Here is a 14,408-nt window from a genome sequence, read left to right as displayed (position 1 = left end):
CGTCGGGAGCTTTGATGAAACGTCGCGATTTCGTGCTGTTGGGTACTTTGATGTCCGGTGTCAGTGCCGTCAATCCGGTGCTGGCCCAGTTCAATTTCGGCAAGGTGCTCGAAGCCGGCAAGACGCTGATGGAATCGGAGACGCTCAGCGACGCCGACCTCAAGTCCTACTTCGACCAGATGGCCGCCGATTCCGATGCCAAGAACAAGCTGGCCGGGCCGAAGGATGCCTACGGCAAACGCATCGCCAAACTGGCCAAGGGGCTGGACAGCTACGACGGTCTCAAGCTCGACATCAAGGCCTACCTGACGCCGGAAGTGAACGCCTTTGCCATGGCCAACGGCACCATCCGCGTCTACAGCGGGCTGATGGACAAATTCACCGACGACGAGATCCGCTACGTGATCGGTCACGAAATCGGCCACGTCAAGGCCGGTCACACCAAGTCCCGCATCCAGACCGCGATGCGCACCAGCGCCCTGCGCAGTGCCGTGGCATCGACCGGCGGCAAGACCGCGCAGCTTGCCGAATCGCAACTTGGCGACCTGTTTGAGCAGGTCGTTCGCGCCCAGCATTCGCAGGCCAACGAGAACGAGGCCGACGATCTGGCGATGCAGTTCATGAAGTCCCAGCGCTATCCGGCGGCGGCCTGCGTGACGGCGCTGGAGAAACTCGATGCGCTGGGCGGCGGTGGGGCGTCATGGCTGTCCACCCACCCGAGCCCGAAAGCCCGGGCCGAGCGCATGCGCGCCCAGGTATAAATCAGGGGGCCTTGCTCAGTCCCCAAATATCTTCCGTATCGCATCGAAAATGGAATCAAGCGGCGACATCTCCACGTCCAGTGCCTTGACCCCGGCGTCGCCCGTGAATTCGTCGTACACCCAGTCACCGTCGACGTAGGAAACGCCCGGCGGCGCCGTCCGCTCGCTGGCGGGCTTGCCGGCCAGCGCCTGACGCATGTAGTCGGCCCAGATCGGTAGTGCCAGGGTGGCGCCGAATTCGCGGGCACCGAGCGATTTCGGCTGGTCGTAACCCATCCACGCCACCGCCACCACGTTCGCGGCGTAGCCGGCGAACCAGCCGTCGACCGCGTCGCTGGTAGTGCCGGTCTTGCCGGCCAGGTCGCTGCGCCCCAGGCGCTGGCTGGCAGCGGCGCCGGTGCCGCTGCTCACCACTTCGCGCAGCATGCTGTCGATGATGAAGGCATTGCGCGGATCGATCACCGGTTGCCTGTCTTCCTTCGACGGCGCCGGGGCTTCCCACAGCACCTGGCCGCGGGCGTCGGTGATCTTCTCGATCAGGCGCGGGCTGACCTGGTGGCCCCCGTTGGCGAACACCGCGTAGGCCTGGGCCATCTGCAGGGGCGTTACCGAGCCGCTGCCCAGCGTCAGCGTCAGGTTGTCCGGGTGTTTGGCGGCGTCGAAGCCGAAGCGCGTCAGATAGTCGCGCGCATACTGCGGCGTGATCGCCTGCAGCAGGCGCACGGCGACCACGTTCTTGGAGCGGGCGAGCGCCCGGCGTAGCGTCAGCGTGCCGTCGTAGCCGTCGTCGTTGCGCGGCTCCCATGGCTGGCCGTCGGCGCCACCGGGCAGCGACAGTGGCGCGTCGTTCATCAGCGTGGCCGGCGAGAAGCCCTTTTCCAGCGCCGCTGAATAGACGAAAGGCTTGATGATCGACCCTGGCTGACGCCAGGCGCTGGTGACGTGGTTGAACTGCCGGCGGTAGAAGTCGAAGCCGCCGACCAGCGCTCGGTAGGAGCCGTCCTCGGCGTCGAGAGCGACGAAAGCTGCTTCCACCTCCGGCATCTGGGCGATCGCCCAATGGCCCTTGGCGTCCTGGCTGACGCGGATCACCGAGCCGACGCGGATGCGCTCGGCCAGCGGCGTTTTCGGCTGCAGGGCGCGGGCGGCGAAGCGCAGGCCATTGCCGGTGATCTCCAGGGTGTCGCCGAAGGCTGGTTCGGCGCGTATGCGCTTGGCTGAAACCTCGGTGACGACGGCGGCGATAAGCTTGTCGCTGCCCGGGTGTTTGGCCAGCGCCTGATCAATGGTTTCCTCGCGTTCGTTGGCGTCGGCTGGCAGCTCGACGTAAGCTTCCGGGCCGCGGTAGCCGTGGCGCTGGTCGTAAGCCAGCACGTTGCGCCGCAGCGATTCGTAGGCAGCGTTTTGTTCAGCCTTGTCGAGCGTGGTGTAAACGTTGAAACCCTGGGTATAGGTGGCCCCCTGGTAGCGTGCATAAAGCTCCTGGCGAACCAGTTCGGCAACATGGTCGGCCTGGGCTTCGAACTGCATGCGCTGGCTGACCGCCAGCGGTTGGGCGACGGCCTCGTCAAACTGCGCCTGGGTGATCGTCTCCAGTTGCAGCATGCGCTTGAGCACCAGTTCCTGGCGTGCCTTGGCCCGCGCCGGATTGACCGCCGGGTTGTGTTTGGACGGGTTCTGCGGAATGCCGGCGAGCATCGCCGCCTCAGCCAGCGTCAGCTCGGGCAGGCGCTTGCGGAAGTAGGTGCGGGCGGCGCTGGAAAAGCCGTAGGAGCGCTGGCCGAGGTAAATCTGGTTCATGTAGAGCTCAAGGATCTGGTCCTTGTTCAAGGCCGATTCAATGCGGTAGGAGAGCATCACCTCGGTCAGTTTGCGGCGCAGCGTCTTCTCGGGCGTCAGGAAGAAATTGCGCGCCACCTGCATGGTGATCGTCGATGCCCCCTGGCGCATGCCGCCGGTCAGCCCGGCAGCCACCGCCCGCGCCACGCCCCGGTAATCGACCCCGCCGTGCTCGTAGAAGCGCGCATCCTCGATCGCCAGCAGGGCATCCTTCAACACCGGCGGAATTTCCTGAATCGGCGTGAAGTCCCGGCGTTCCTCGCCGAACTCACCGAGCAGCGCGCCGTCGGCGGTATAGATGCGCAAGGGGATTTTCGGGCGATAGTCGGTGACCAGGTCGAGCGATGGCAGCCTGGGCAGGATGCTCAGCAGGGTGCCGCCGAGCAGCACGAACACCGTCAGCACGCCAATGGCACTCAGCGCCAGGAGCGTGCGCCGCAGGTCATTGCGGTAATTGGCTTGGGCAAAAGGTAAGGCAAGAAACTTGACGTCGGTTGAGAAGAAATTCACGCGTTGGTCCTGGTCGAGGTGGCAACTGGGCCGCTTGAAGGCGCAGTTTAGCCGTAATGTTGAAGACAAAAAATTTCGGTGGTTTTGCTTGACTATATCATATCGATATAACTAAACTTGTCGACATGAAATCTGACTACAGCCAAACCATCCCCCCGCAGTGGGCCGTCATGTCCAGGATGTTCGTTGCCTTGGGCGATGAACATCGTCAGCGCATCCTGCTGTTGTTCGAGCCGGGTGAGCGTCTGAATGTCGGGCAGATTGCCGAAGTGTCGACGCTGGCGCGGTCGACCGTGTCGCACCACCTGAAAGTGCTTCATGAGTCCGGCGTGCTGGCCTCGGAGAAGATCGGCAAGGAGGTGTGGTTCTGGATTGACCGTAAGGCGCTGGAAACCACCTTTACCAACGTTCTTGATTACGTTCGGGAGTCCACCTGATGCGTGCCGTTTTGCGTCCAATCCTGCGGGTGGTCGCCCGCCTGCTGTTCCGCGTTGATGTGCAGTTCCGGCAGTGCGATTTTTCGCAGCACAAGCTGCTGATCGTCGCCAATCACGAATCCTTTCTCGATGGCCTGTTGCTCGGCCTGTTCCTGCCGGTTGATCCGGTTTTCGTGGTCCATACCGGGGTTGTTCGGCGCTGGTACTTCCGCCTGCTGCTGTCGCAGGTGGATTACCTGGCGGTCGATCCGACCAGCCCGATGGCGATGAAGAAGGTCATCCGGCTGATCGAATCCGGCCGGCCGGTGGTCATCTTCCCGGAGGGGCGGATTACCCAGACCGGTTCGCTGATGAAGGTCTACGACGGCCCGGCCTTCGTCGCTGCCAAGACCGGCGCGACGGTGATTCCGGTACGCGTCGATGGCGCGTCGCGCTCGTATTTTTCGCGCCTGTCGGGCAAATATCCGAAGGTGCTGTTTCCGAAAATCCGCCTGACCGTGCTGCCGGAAGCGCATTTCCCGATGCCGGCGGCGTCGACCGCAAAATTACGCCGGCGCAAGGCGGGCGAGCAGATGCGCAAGTTGATGCAGGAAATGATCTTTGCTTCGCGTCCCACGCAAACGCTGTACGGCGCGCTGTGCGATGCGGCCACGGTGTACGGGCGCGGCCGGCGCCTGCTGGAGGACATGAAGCAGATCGAGTATTCGTACAACGACCTGCTCAAGATGGCCTTGATGCTGGGCCGACAGATCGAGCGCGTATCGGCGCCTGGCGAGAAGGTCGGCTTGCTGTTGCCCAATCTGGTGCCTACCGTTGGCCTGGTTTTCGGTTTGAGTGCCAGGAAGCGCGTGCCGGCCATGCTCAACTATACGGCCGGTACTGACGCCATGCAGGCCGCCTGCACCGCTGCCGAGGTAAAGACGGTGGTCACCTCGCGCGCCTTTGTCGAGCAGGCCAAGCTCGCCGACAAGCTGGCCGGGCTGCGTGGTGTTGAGTTGCTGTACCTGGAAGATATCCGCGACCGCATCAGCTTGGGCGACAAGCTGTGGCTGATGCTGTGGGCGATCCATTTTCCGCGTGCCTTCGAATTGTCGGCGTCGCCCGAAGAGGCGGCGGTGGTGTTGTTCACCTCCGGTTCGGAGGGCAAGCCCAAGGGCGTCGTGCTGCCGCACCGGGCGCTGCTCGCCAATATTGCGCAGATCCGTGCGGTGATCGATTTCTCGGTCGACGACAAGGTGTTGAACGCGCTGCCGATCTTCCACAGTTTTGGTCTGACCGCCGGCGCGTTGCTGCCGGTGCTGACCGGCGCCAACCTTTTCCTCTACCCGTCGCCGCTGCATTACCGGGTGATCCCGGAAGTCGCCTATGACCGTGGCTGCACCGTGCTTTTCGGTACCTCGACCTTCCTCGGCAACTACGCCAAGTTCGCCCATCCCTACGATTTTTACCGCCTGCGCTACGTTGTCGCCGGTGCCGAGAAGCTTTCCGAAGCGGTGCGCAGCCAATGGTTCGAGAAGTTCGGCGTGCGCATCTTCGAAGGTTACGGTGCGACCGAAACTGCGCCGGTGCTGGCGGTCAACACGCCGATGGCCTACAAAACCGGTACCGTCGGCAACCTGCTGCCGGGCATCGAGCACAAGCTGGTGCCGGTGCCGGGCATTGATAACGGCGGCATCCTGCACGTGCGCGGTCCCAACGTCATGGCCGGCTATCTCAAGGCCGAACAGCCCGGCGTGCTGCAAGCGCCGACTTCGGAAGCCGGTGATGGCTGGTATGAAACCGGCGACGTGGTCGACATAGACGACGAGGGCTTCGTGAAGATCGTCGGCCGGGTCAGGCGCTTTGCCAAGATCGCCGGCGAGATGGTCAGCCTGGAAGTGGTCGAGAAACTCGCCGTCGCCAGCGCGCCGGAAAAACAGCACGCCGCATCCAGCCAGCCGGACGAAAGCAAGGGCGAGGGGCTGGTGCTATTCACCACCGACCCGGCACTGAACCGTGAGGCGCTGGCCAGCAAGGCGCGCGAGCTCGGCCTGCCGGAACTGGCGGTGCCGAGAAAGATCAAGCTGGTCGACGCACTGCCTTTGCTCGGCACCGGCAAGATCGATTACGTGACGCTGAAACAGATGGCGGAGGCGGCATGAGCGGACAATTCGGACTTCTCAAGGAAAAGCGTTTCGGGCCGCTGTTCGGCACGCAGTTTCTCGGCGCCTTCAACGACAACCTGTACAAGAACGCGCTGGTTGTGCTGCTGACTTTCCAGGCGGTGCAGTGGACAACGATACCGGTCGAGTTGCTCGGCAATCTGGCGGCTGGCCTGTTCATCCTGCCTTTCTTCCTGTTCTCGGCGACCGCCGGGCAACTGGCCGACAAGTACGACAAGGCCGGCCTGGCGCGGCTGTCCAAGGTGCTGGAGATCCTGATCATGGGCGTCGCCGCCGCCGGTTTCTGGCTGCACAGCCTGAGCTGGCTGCTCGCCGCGCTATTCCTGCTCGGCCTGCAGTCGACGCTGTTCGGCCCGGTCAAGTATTCGATCCTGCCGCAACACCTGCGCGAGGACGAACTGGTTGGCGGCAACGCGCTGATCGAGGCCGGCACCTTCGTTTCCATCCTGATCGGCACGCTGGCCGGCGGGCTGCTGGCGGGGGCGGTGAGTCAGCCGGTGTGGATCGCTGTTGGCGGGCTGGCCGTGGCGGTGCTCGGTTACCTTTACAGCCGGGGCATTCCGGCGGCGCCACCGCCGGCGCCCGAACTGAAGGTCAACTGGAATCCGCTGACCGAAACCTGGCGCAGCATTGCTTTTGCCAAGGGTAACCGGATCGTGTTCCTGTCGATTCTCGGCATTTCCTGGTTCTGGCTCTACGGTGCCTTGTTCCTGGCGCAGTTCCCGGCCTACACGAGGAACGTGCTCGGCGGTGGCGAAACGACGGTGACGCTGCTGCTGGCCATCTTCACGGTCGGTATCGGGGTCGGCTCGCTGCTCTGCGAGCGGATGTCGGGCAAGCATGTCGAAATCGGCCTGGTGCCCTTCGGCTCGATTGGCCTGACGCTGTTCGGCCTGGACCTGTACTGTGCCTCGCCGGTCGGCCTGGTCGGCACGACGGCGCATGAACTGACGGCGCTGCTCAGTATCCCGGCGATCTGGCGGGTGCTGTTCGACCTGCTGATGATCGGTGTCTTCGGCGGCTTCTTCATCGTCCCGCTCTACGCGCTGGTGCAGACGCGTAGCGAGGCCAGCCACCGGGCGCGGATCATTGCCGCCAATAACATCCTTAACGCCTTGTTCATGGTGGTCGGCGCCCTCGGGGCCTCGGCGGCGCTCGGCGCCGGACTGTCGATCCCGGCGCTGTTTGGCATCGCGGCACTGCTCAATGCGGCAGTCGTGGTGTACATCTACGGGCTGGTGCCGGAATTTCTGCTGCGCTTCGTCGCCTGGCTGCTGGTCAAGGCGGTGTACCGGTTGCGCAGCGAAGGCGTCGAACACATCCCGCTGGCCGGGCCGGCGGTGCTGGTCGCCAACCACGTCAGCTTCGCCGATGCGGTGATCCTGATGGGGGCGTCACCGCGGCCGATCCGCTTTGTCATGGATCACCGCATCTTCCGCACGCCGCTGCTCGGCTTCGTCTTCCGCCACTGCGGGGCGATTCCGATCGCCTCGGCCAAGGAAGACCCGGCGCTGACGGAGAAGGCCTTTGCCGAGGTGTCGACCGCACTGGCCAATGGCGAACTGGTCGGCATCTTCCCCGAAGGCAACATCACCCGTGATGGCGAGTTGCAGCCTTTCCGCCCGGGTATCGCCCGCATCCTCGCGGCCAATCCGGTGCCGGTGGTGCCGATGGCGCTGTCCGGCTTGTGGGGTAGTTTTTTCTCGCGCATCGATGGTGCGGCGATGCAAACGCCGTTCCGCCGCGGGATGTTTTCGCCGATCAGCTTGCACGTCGGCGCGCCGCTGGCGCCGACGGCGGCAACGCCGACGACCTTGTTCGAACGCGTGCTGAGCTTGCGGGGGGCGGCCAAATAGCCGGCGCGGCGGTAAAATCCCGGACTTTGCCCGAAAGCTGACGATGGCCACCGCTTCCCCGATTCCCGCCGACCCGCTGGCCACCCTGGCCGATACCGACAGCCAGCGACTGGCCGCGCGCCTGGCGCAGGATGCCTTTGCCGCCGTGTTCCGCATGGCCGTCGCGCCGGACAGTGACGCCGAAGCCGGCGCCCTCGGCGAACTGGCCGGGCGCTGCTACAACTGGAGCCAGGCCGGCGCCGACGACGATGCCCGCGCGTTGCGTCTGGCCCTGTTGATCAACGGGCTCGACGCCTGGGGGCTGGCTTACACGCAGGCATTCCAGCTCCAAGCGATTCCGGCGCTGACGGCGCTGATCGGCGGTCTGCGCACGCGTCTCGACGCCAATGCCGATGCGCGCTTTCAGCAACAGTTTGCGGCGCTGACGGGGAATGAATTCGCCGCCGTCGATTTCAAGGTCGAACTGCGCCGCAGCATCCATCTCGCGCTGTGGCATGCGATGGCCGCCTGTGAAACGGCCGAGCAGGCCGAAGGCCTGGTCCGCCCGCTGGGCAGCCTGCTGCTCGGGCTCAACGAACAGATGCCGGAACTCGGCTGGCGGTTGATTGCCGACGCGCTGGCCAGCATCCAGATTTCGCTGCTCGCCGATGCGGCGGCCTCGGCGATGGCCCAGGACGGCACGCAGCAGTTGTTCGCGGCCTTGCGTCACGCGCTGCCTGCTGAACGTTACCAGGCCATCCTCGCCCATTCCGGGCAGGCCGTCGTTGCCTGGCAGCAGGCGCGGCGGGCACGTGACACAGAAGGTAGAATCGACGCATGACCCTGGCCGCGATCAAGGAAAGACTGGATCTCTACGAGAAGCTGATGCGATTGGACAAGCCAATCGGCATCCTGCTCTTGCTGTGGCCGACGCTGTGGGCCTTGTGGCTGTCTGCCGATGGCCGTCCGGACTGGGCCGTGCTGCTGGTCTTCGTGCTCGGCACCGTGCTCATGCGTTCGGCCGGTTGCGTCATCAACGACTACGCTGACCGCGATTTCGACAAGCATGTCGAACGGACCAAGGAACGTCCGTTGACTGCCGGTCGGGTAAGCACCAAGGAAGCACTGGCGCTGTTCGCCGTCCTCTGCCTGCTGGCTTTCGCGCTGGTGCTGGTACTGAGGATTCCGTTGGTGATCTGGCTGTCGATTCCGGCGGTCTTCCTGGCTGCCAGCTATCCCTTCACCAAGCGCTTTCTCGCCATTCCGCAGGCCTACCTGGGCATCGCCTTCGGCTTCGGCATCCCGATGGCCTACGCCGCGCATCAGGGCAGCGTGCCGGCCGAAGCCTGGTGGCTGCTGCTGGCCAACATCTTCTGGGCGGTTGCCTACGATACCGAATACGCCATGGTTGACCGCAACGACGACCTCAAGATCGGCATCAAGACCTCGGCGATCACCTTCGGTCGTTTCGACGTCGCCGCCGTCATGCTCTGCTACGCCGTGACGCTGGCGCTGATCGCCTGGGTTGGCAGTACCTACGCGCTGGGCTGGCCGTTCTACAGCGCCCTGGCCATCGCCGCCGGCGTCATGGGCGTCCATTACACCTGGATTCGTGGCCGCGAACGCATGGCCTGCTTCAAGGCTTTCCTGCACAACAACTGGGTCGGCGGCATCATCTTCGCCGGCATCGCCCTGGACTTCCTGCTCCGATGAAATACCACGACCTGCGCGACTTCCTGTCGCAACTGGAAAAGACCGGCGAACTCAAGCGCATTGCGGTCGATGTCGATACCCACCTGGAGATGACCGAGATCGGCGACCGCGTGCTGCGCGCCGGCGGTCCGGCACTGCTCTTCGAAAAGGCTCATACGCAGGGCCGGCGTCACGAGATGCCAGTACTCACCAACCTGTTCGGCACGCCCAGGCGCGTCGCCCTGGGCATGGGCGAGGATTCGGTGCAGGCGCTGCGCGAAGTCGGCAAGCTGCTTGCCTACCTCAAGGAACCGGAGCCGCCCAAGGGCCTGAAGGATGCCTGGGACAAGCTGCCGGTGTTGAAACAGGTGCTCAACATGGCGCCGAAGAAGGTGTCGAACGCGCCCTGCCAGGAGATCGTCTGGGAAGGCAAGGACGTCGACCTCTCGCGGCTGCCGATCCAGCATTGCTGGCCCGGCGACGTCGCGCCCCTGATCACCTGGGGCCTGGTCGTCACCAAAGGCCCGCACAAGAGCCGCCAGAACCTCGGCATCTACCGCCAGCAGGTGCTCGGGCCGAACAAGCTGATCATGCGCTGGCTGGCGCATCGCGGCGGTGCGCTCGATTTCCGCGATTTCAAGATGGCCAACCCCGGCCAGCCTTTCCCGATTGCCGTGGTCCTCGGCTGCGATCCGGCGACCATACTCGGCGCGGTGACGCCGGTGCCGGACAGCCTTTCCGAATACCAGTTCGCCGGCCTGCTGCGCGGCGGCAAGACCGAGCTGACGCAATGCCTCGGCTCAAGTTTGCAAGTGCCCGCTTCCGCCGAGATCGTTCTCGAAGGCCATATCCATCCCGGCGAGATGGCGCTCGAAGGCCCCTACGGTGATCACACCGGCTACTACAACGAGCAGGCGGAATTTCCGGTGTTCACGGTCGACCGCATCACCATGCGCAAGAACCCGATCTACCACAGCACCTATACCGGCAAGCCGCCCGACGAGCCGGCGGTGTTGGGCGTGGCGCTCAATGAAGTGTTCGTGCCGCTGTTGCAGAAGCAGTTCACCGAAATCGTCGATTTCTACCTGCCGCCGGAAGGCTGCTCGTACCGCATGGCCATCGTCAGCATCAAGAAGGCCTATCCCGGCCACGCCAAGCGCATCATGTTCGGCATCTGGTCTTTCCTGCGCCAGTTCATGTACACCAAGACCATCGTTGTCGTGGACGACGACATCGACATCCGCGACTGGAAGGAAGTGATCTGGGCGATGACCACGCGTTTCGACGCGGTGCGCGATACGACCCTGGTCGATAACACGCCGATCGACTACCTCGACTTCGCCAGCCCGGTCGCCGGCCTGGGCTCGAAGATGGGGATCGACGCGACCAATAAGTGGCCGGGCGAAACCCAGCGCGAATGGGGGCGGCCCATCGTCATGGACGCTGCGGTTAAACAGCGCGTGGACGATCTCTGGGGGAAACTGGGCTTATGAGCCTGACCGTCATCGATCTCGATCTGAACAACACCACCCATGCGGCGGCCTTGCTTGAGCTGCTCGACCACTACGCGCAGGACCCGATGGGCGGCGGTCAGGGCCTCAAGCCCGAGGTCAAGGCGACGCTGGTCGCAGGCTTGAAGGGTGTGCCGGTCTATCACGGCGGACTGGCGCTGGCTGGCGACAAGCCGGTCGGGCTGATCAATTGCTTCGCCGGTTTCTCGACCTTCGCTGCCCGGCCGCTGCTCAACATCCACGATATCGTGGTGCGCCGCGACCGCCGCCGTCAGGGTATCGGTCAGGCGCTGCTGGCCTGGGCCGAGACCAAGGCGCGGGCACTCGGCTGCTGCAAGCTGACGCTGGAAGTGTTGTCGAACAACCAGCAGGCGATGGCTTCGTACCAGCTCGCCGGTTTCGCGCCCTATGTGCTCGACCCGGCGGCTGGTCAGGCGCTGTTCCTGCAGAAACTGCTGGCCGAGGAGAAATCATGAACGAGCCTGTCCCTGGCGGCCCCGGCGGCGTGCGCCCGTCGCTGGTCAATGTCACCCACCTGATCTACGGCCTGCATGCGATTGCCGTCGTCGTCGGCGTCACCTCGTCGGCGACCATCGCCGGCGGCTTTGTCTTCGGGGTGCCGTCGCTGCTGGCGGTCTTCCTCAACTACTGGATGCGCAGCGAAGTTCGCGGCACCTGGCTGGAAAGCCATTTTCGCTGGCAGATCCGGACCTTCTGGTTCACCGTGCTGTGGCTCGGTGTCTATGGCCTGTTTCTGATCACCATCATCGGTATTCCGATCGCCATCGGCGTGATCTTGGTGCTCGGTTTCTGGGTTGCCTACCGCGTTGTCCGCGGCTGGCTGGCGCTCGGCAGTTCAAACGCTATCGGCTTGTGAGGCGGCGCGCTTGCGCAGCCACTTGAGCACCGTCCCGAACAGGATGTCGGGATCGACCGGCTTGGCGATGAAGTCGTCCATGCCGGCATCGAGGCAGCGCTGACGGTCCTCGGCAAAGGCATTGGCGGTCATCGCCAGGATCGGTACGTGTTGCCGCGCCGGTAGCGCGCGGATGCGGCGGGTCGCTTCGAGACCGTCGAGACGCGGCATCTGCATGTCCATCAGGATCAGGTCGTAATTGCCGCGGGTTGCCATCTCCAGTGCCTGCTGACCGTCTTCGGCGACATCCACCTGCAGGTTCACATCGCTGAACAGCGACAGTGCGACTTCGCGATTGATCGGTTCGTCCTCGGCGAGGAGCAGGCGGCAGTGAGCATGGTCGCGAGCGAGCAATGTTTCGGCGCTCTCTCCCTGGATACTCGGGCGGCTCGGTGCGGTGATGCTGGCGTGGCCGTGTTTCAGTCGGGCGGTGAACCAGAAGGTGCTGCCGTGCCCGGGTTGGCTGCTGACCCCCGTGTCGCCGCCCATGGCCAGCGCCAGTTTGCGGGTCACGACCAGGCCCAGGCCGGTACCGCCGAAGCGTCGGGTAATCGTGTTGTCCGCCTGTTCGAAGGCGGAGAACAGGCGGGCCTGGGCCGCCGGGTCGATGCCGATGCCGGTATCGCGGACCTCGAAGCGGAGCAGGACGCCGTGCTCGTCCTCCTGTTCGCTGCTGACCTTCAGGGTAACGCTGCCCTGGTCGGTGAATTTGATGGCATTGGCGGCGAAGTTGAGCAATGCCTGCTGCAGGCGGCCGGCGTCACCTCGCAGCACGAGACCGGGAACGGCGTTGACGATCTCCAGTCGCAAATCCTTCTCCAGCGCCTTGTCGAGCATCATCGAGGAAACATTGGCGAGGATGCTGCCCGGCTGCAGTTCGTTTTCCTCGAGCTCGAACTTGCCGGCTTCGATCTTCGACAGGTCGAGGATGGCATTGATGATGTTCAGCAGATGCTGGCCGGCCAGGTCGATCTTGTGCAGGCGCTCCTGCTGATCGGGCGGGACACCGGCGCGGCTGATCAGGTGCACCATGCCGGTGATGGCGTTGAGCGGGGTGCGGATTTCGTGGCTCATGTTGGCCAGGAAACTACTCTTGGCCTGGCTGGCCGCCTCGGCAACTTCCTTGGCTTCCTGCAATGCCAGTTCGGTTGTCTTCTGCAGTTCGATGGCTGCTTCAAGCTGAGCGGTGCGTTCGCGGACCTTGATCTCCAGCTGGTCGCGGTGGCCGGCAATTTCATCCATCGCGGCGCGCAGTTCGGTGATGTCGTGGGCAATCCCAAGGATACCGATCAGGGTGCCATCGGCCAGGCGCATCGGCACCTTGGTGGTCAGGAACAAGCCCTGATAGTCGCAGCCGGCAAAGTGCAGCCATTCCTCGTTGGTGCTTGGTCCATCGGCGGCAACGGCAGCCAGGTCCTTTTCGCGGAAAAAGTCGGCGAGTTCGGCGTCGACGAAATCGTGATCGGTCTTGCCGACGATTTCCTCTTCCTTGGCGCCGAAAAACTGCTCGAAACGCGGATTGCAGGCCAGGTACACGCCTTCCGGATCCTTCAGCCAGATCAGGTCGGGGATGGTGTCGACCAGCGTGTGCAGGTGCGCGCGCTCACGGGTCAGCGCCGTCATGGTCTCGTTGAGGACACGCGCCAGCGTCCCCAGTTCGTTGTCCGGCAGCTTGCCGTCGACCGGCACGAAGTGCCCGCTGCGGGCCGAGTCGACGGCCTGCATCAGGCGGTCGAGTGGATTCATGATTTCCCGGCGCATGAAAATCAGGCCGATGATGAATACCAGCAGCGAAACGGCAGCCAGGCTGGCGAAGCCGGCGCCGATCAGCAAACCCGTGGAGGCATCACCGATGTCAGCCGGACGGACAAAACGGAAGCTGACGGCGGGGCCATCGACCAGTTGTGCGGTGGCGGTGGAGAAGGTGTGTTCTCCGGACCTGCCGAGGTGCAGGTCGGTAAACCAGCGCAAGTTCAGCTCGCGTTCCTTGCCGCTGTCGGTCATCAATGCCTGGGGCGGCATCAGTGCCGAATGCAGCGTTTCGTCGTTGCCGATGGCGAAGGCCAGGCCGGTTTCGCCGGCGGTGCGTTCGATGAAGGCGAGATCCAGGCAGCGGCCGACCGACAGCCGGCCGATTTCGCCGGCCGCTGAAACGACGGGCAGGTCATGGACCAGCGCGATGCCGGGGGCGGTGCGGCAACGCCCGAAACGGACCTTATCGCTGCCGTTGGCTGGTGCTGCCAGGTCAATGCTGGCAATCGGTTCGAACGGTGCCAGACTGGCCTTGCTGGCGAAAAGCACCGGCTCGCCTTCGCTGCGCTGCGACCAGTAGAGATTCTGCTGCATGGCATAGCCGGCGATCGGACCGTGCCGGCCGCTGACCAGCAACCAGTCGATGCCGCTGGTCCGGCCGCTTTCACCGAGCAGCAAGGCGAGTTCGCGGGCAGGGAAGTCGAAGATGTCGGGGTTGCCGCGTTCGCTGTCGAAGTAGCCGTCAAACAGGTGCAGGGTAGCCTGCAGCTTGGGCGATTCGCTCAGCGTTCGCGTCATCCCAGCCAGTTCCTGGGCACGATATTCGGTTTCCGTGTCGAGGTGATGCCAGGCGGCGTCGATCGTGCGCGTCTGTTCTTCCCATTGTTGCTGCCCGCGCAGGACGGAAAACAGCAAGCCGGCAACCACCAGCACGGCAAGGGTTGCGGCAAACCACAGCAGGAGGAGCCGATGGGCCAGGGGCAGCTTGCGCAC

Annotated in this window: 11 protein-coding genes; 9 read left to right on the top strand and 2 right to left on the bottom strand. The window is 64.1% G+C overall.

Annotation, left to right across the window (positions count from 1 at the left end):
* The first annotated feature begins 14 nt into the window (after positions 1 to 14).
* Positions 15 to 761 (top strand): M48 family metallopeptidase, encoded by a 747-nt coding sequence (locus AADV58_RS16400; RefSeq protein ID WP_028994220.1) that lies wholly within the window; start codon positions 15 to 17, stop codon positions 759 to 761.
* Positions 762 to 776: 15 nt separating this feature from the next.
* Here AADV58_RS16400 and AADV58_RS16395 read toward each other — a convergent pair whose 3' ends face one another.
* The gene (locus AADV58_RS16395; protein ID WP_341743716.1) at positions 777 to 3,110 is read right to left on the bottom strand and encodes a penicillin-binding protein 1A; all 2,334 of its coding nucleotides are present in this window, start codon (positions 3,108 to 3,110) and stop codon (positions 777 to 779) included.
* A gap of 170 nt (positions 3,111 to 3,280) precedes the next feature.
* On the opposite strand from AADV58_RS16395, the gene AADV58_RS16390 reads away from it, so the two are divergent.
* The 8 genes from AADV58_RS16390 to AADV58_RS16355 are packed head-to-tail and all read left to right on the top strand — an operon-like array spanning position 3,281 to position 11,624.
* Positions 3,281 to 3,547 carry an ArsR/SmtB family transcription factor gene (locus tag AADV58_RS16390; RefSeq protein WP_245580502.1) on the top strand — a complete coding sequence of 89 codons (267 nt, stop codon included), beginning with the start codon at positions 3,281 to 3,283 and terminating at the stop codon, positions 3,545 to 3,547.
* Positions 3,547 to 5,688, top strand: coding sequence for a bifunctional acyl-ACP--phospholipid O-acyltransferase/long-chain-fatty-acid--ACP ligase (aas, locus tag AADV58_RS16385; protein ID WP_341743715.1), 2,142 nt, complete (start codon positions 3,547 to 3,549; stop codon positions 5,686 to 5,688). Before AADV58_RS16390 ends, aas begins: the two co-directional genes overlap by 1 nt.
* The gene (locus AADV58_RS16380) at positions 5,685 to 7,565 is read left to right on the top strand and encodes an MFS transporter (RefSeq protein ID WP_341743714.1); all 1,881 of its coding nucleotides are present in this window, start codon (positions 5,685 to 5,687) and stop codon (positions 7,563 to 7,565) included. The genes aas and AADV58_RS16380 overlap by 4 nt, the downstream gene beginning before the upstream one ends.
* Before the next feature lie 43 nt (positions 7,566 to 7,608).
* Positions 7,609 to 8,385 carry a hypothetical protein gene (locus AADV58_RS16375; RefSeq protein ID WP_341743713.1) on the top strand — a complete coding sequence of 259 codons (777 nt, stop codon included), beginning with the start codon at positions 7,609 to 7,611 and terminating at the stop codon, positions 8,383 to 8,385.
* Positions 8,382 to 9,257, top strand: a complete 876-nt coding sequence (ubiA, locus tag AADV58_RS16370; RefSeq protein WP_341743712.1) for a 4-hydroxybenzoate octaprenyltransferase — start codon at positions 8,382 to 8,384, stop codon at positions 9,255 to 9,257. The genes AADV58_RS16375 and ubiA overlap by 4 nt, the downstream gene beginning before the upstream one ends.
* Positions 9,254 to 10,729 (top strand): 4-hydroxy-3-polyprenylbenzoate decarboxylase, encoded by a 1,476-nt coding sequence (ubiD, locus tag AADV58_RS16365; RefSeq protein ID WP_028994226.1) that lies wholly within the window; start codon positions 9,254 to 9,256, stop codon positions 10,727 to 10,729. Before ubiA ends, ubiD begins: the two co-directional genes overlap by 4 nt.
* Positions 10,726 to 11,223 (top strand): GNAT family N-acetyltransferase, encoded by a 498-nt coding sequence (locus AADV58_RS16360; RefSeq protein WP_028994227.1) that lies wholly within the window; start codon positions 10,726 to 10,728, stop codon positions 11,221 to 11,223. Before ubiD ends, AADV58_RS16360 begins: the two co-directional genes overlap by 4 nt.
* The gene (locus tag AADV58_RS16355; RefSeq protein ID WP_028994228.1) at positions 11,220 to 11,624 is read left to right on the top strand and encodes a DUF4870 family protein; all 405 of its coding nucleotides are present in this window, start codon (positions 11,220 to 11,222) and stop codon (positions 11,622 to 11,624) included. Before AADV58_RS16360 ends, AADV58_RS16355 begins: the two co-directional genes overlap by 4 nt.
* Here AADV58_RS16355 and AADV58_RS16350 read toward each other — a convergent pair.
* The gene (locus AADV58_RS16350) at positions 11,604 to 14,408 is read right to left on the bottom strand and encodes a PAS domain-containing hybrid sensor histidine kinase/response regulator (RefSeq protein WP_341743711.1); all 2,805 of its coding nucleotides are present in this window, start codon (positions 14,406 to 14,408) and stop codon (positions 11,604 to 11,606) included. The two genes, AADV58_RS16355 and AADV58_RS16350, sit on opposite strands and share 21 nt — an antisense overlap.

It is taken from the genome of Azonexus hydrophilus (assembly GCF_038368255.1).
Taxonomy (GTDB): Bacteria; Pseudomonadota; Gammaproteobacteria; order Burkholderiales; family Rhodocyclaceae; genus Azonexus; species Azonexus hydrophilus.
Note: the sequence above shows the minus strand (reverse complement) of the source record. Positions and strands in the feature narration are given on the sequence as shown.

What these genes read in the sequence shown, in the direction of transcription:
- AADV58_RS16380 (WP_341743714.1), top strand. Translation starts at nt 5,685, where the DNA reads ATGAGCGGACAATTCGGACTTCTCAAGGAAAAGCGTTTCGGGCCGCTG.
- AADV58_RS16375 (WP_341743713.1), top strand. Translation starts at nt 7,609, where the DNA reads ATGGCCACCGCTTCCCCGATTCCCGCCGACCCGCTGGCCACCCTGGCC.
- aas (WP_341743715.1), top strand. Translation starts at nt 3,547, where the DNA reads ATGCGTGCCGTTTTGCGTCCAATCCTGCGGGTGGTCGCCCGCCTGCTG.
- AADV58_RS16360 (WP_028994227.1), top strand. Translation starts at nt 10,726, where the DNA reads ATGAGCCTGACCGTCATCGATCTCGATCTGAACAACACCACCCATGCG.
- AADV58_RS16400 (WP_028994220.1), top strand. Translation starts at nt 15, where the DNA reads ATGAAACGTCGCGATTTCGTGCTGTTGGGTACTTTGATGTCCGGTGTC.
- ubiA (WP_341743712.1), top strand. Translation starts at nt 8,382, where the DNA reads ATGACCCTGGCCGCGATCAAGGAAAGACTGGATCTCTACGAGAAGCTG.
- AADV58_RS16390 (WP_245580502.1), top strand. Translation starts at nt 3,281, where the DNA reads ATGTCCAGGATGTTCGTTGCCTTGGGCGATGAACATCGTCAGCGCATC.
- AADV58_RS16355 (WP_028994228.1), top strand. Translation starts at nt 11,220, where the DNA reads ATGAACGAGCCTGTCCCTGGCGGCCCCGGCGGCGTGCGCCCGTCGCTG.
- ubiD (WP_028994226.1), top strand. Translation starts at nt 9,254, where the DNA reads ATGAAATACCACGACCTGCGCGACTTCCTGTCGCAACTGGAAAAGACC.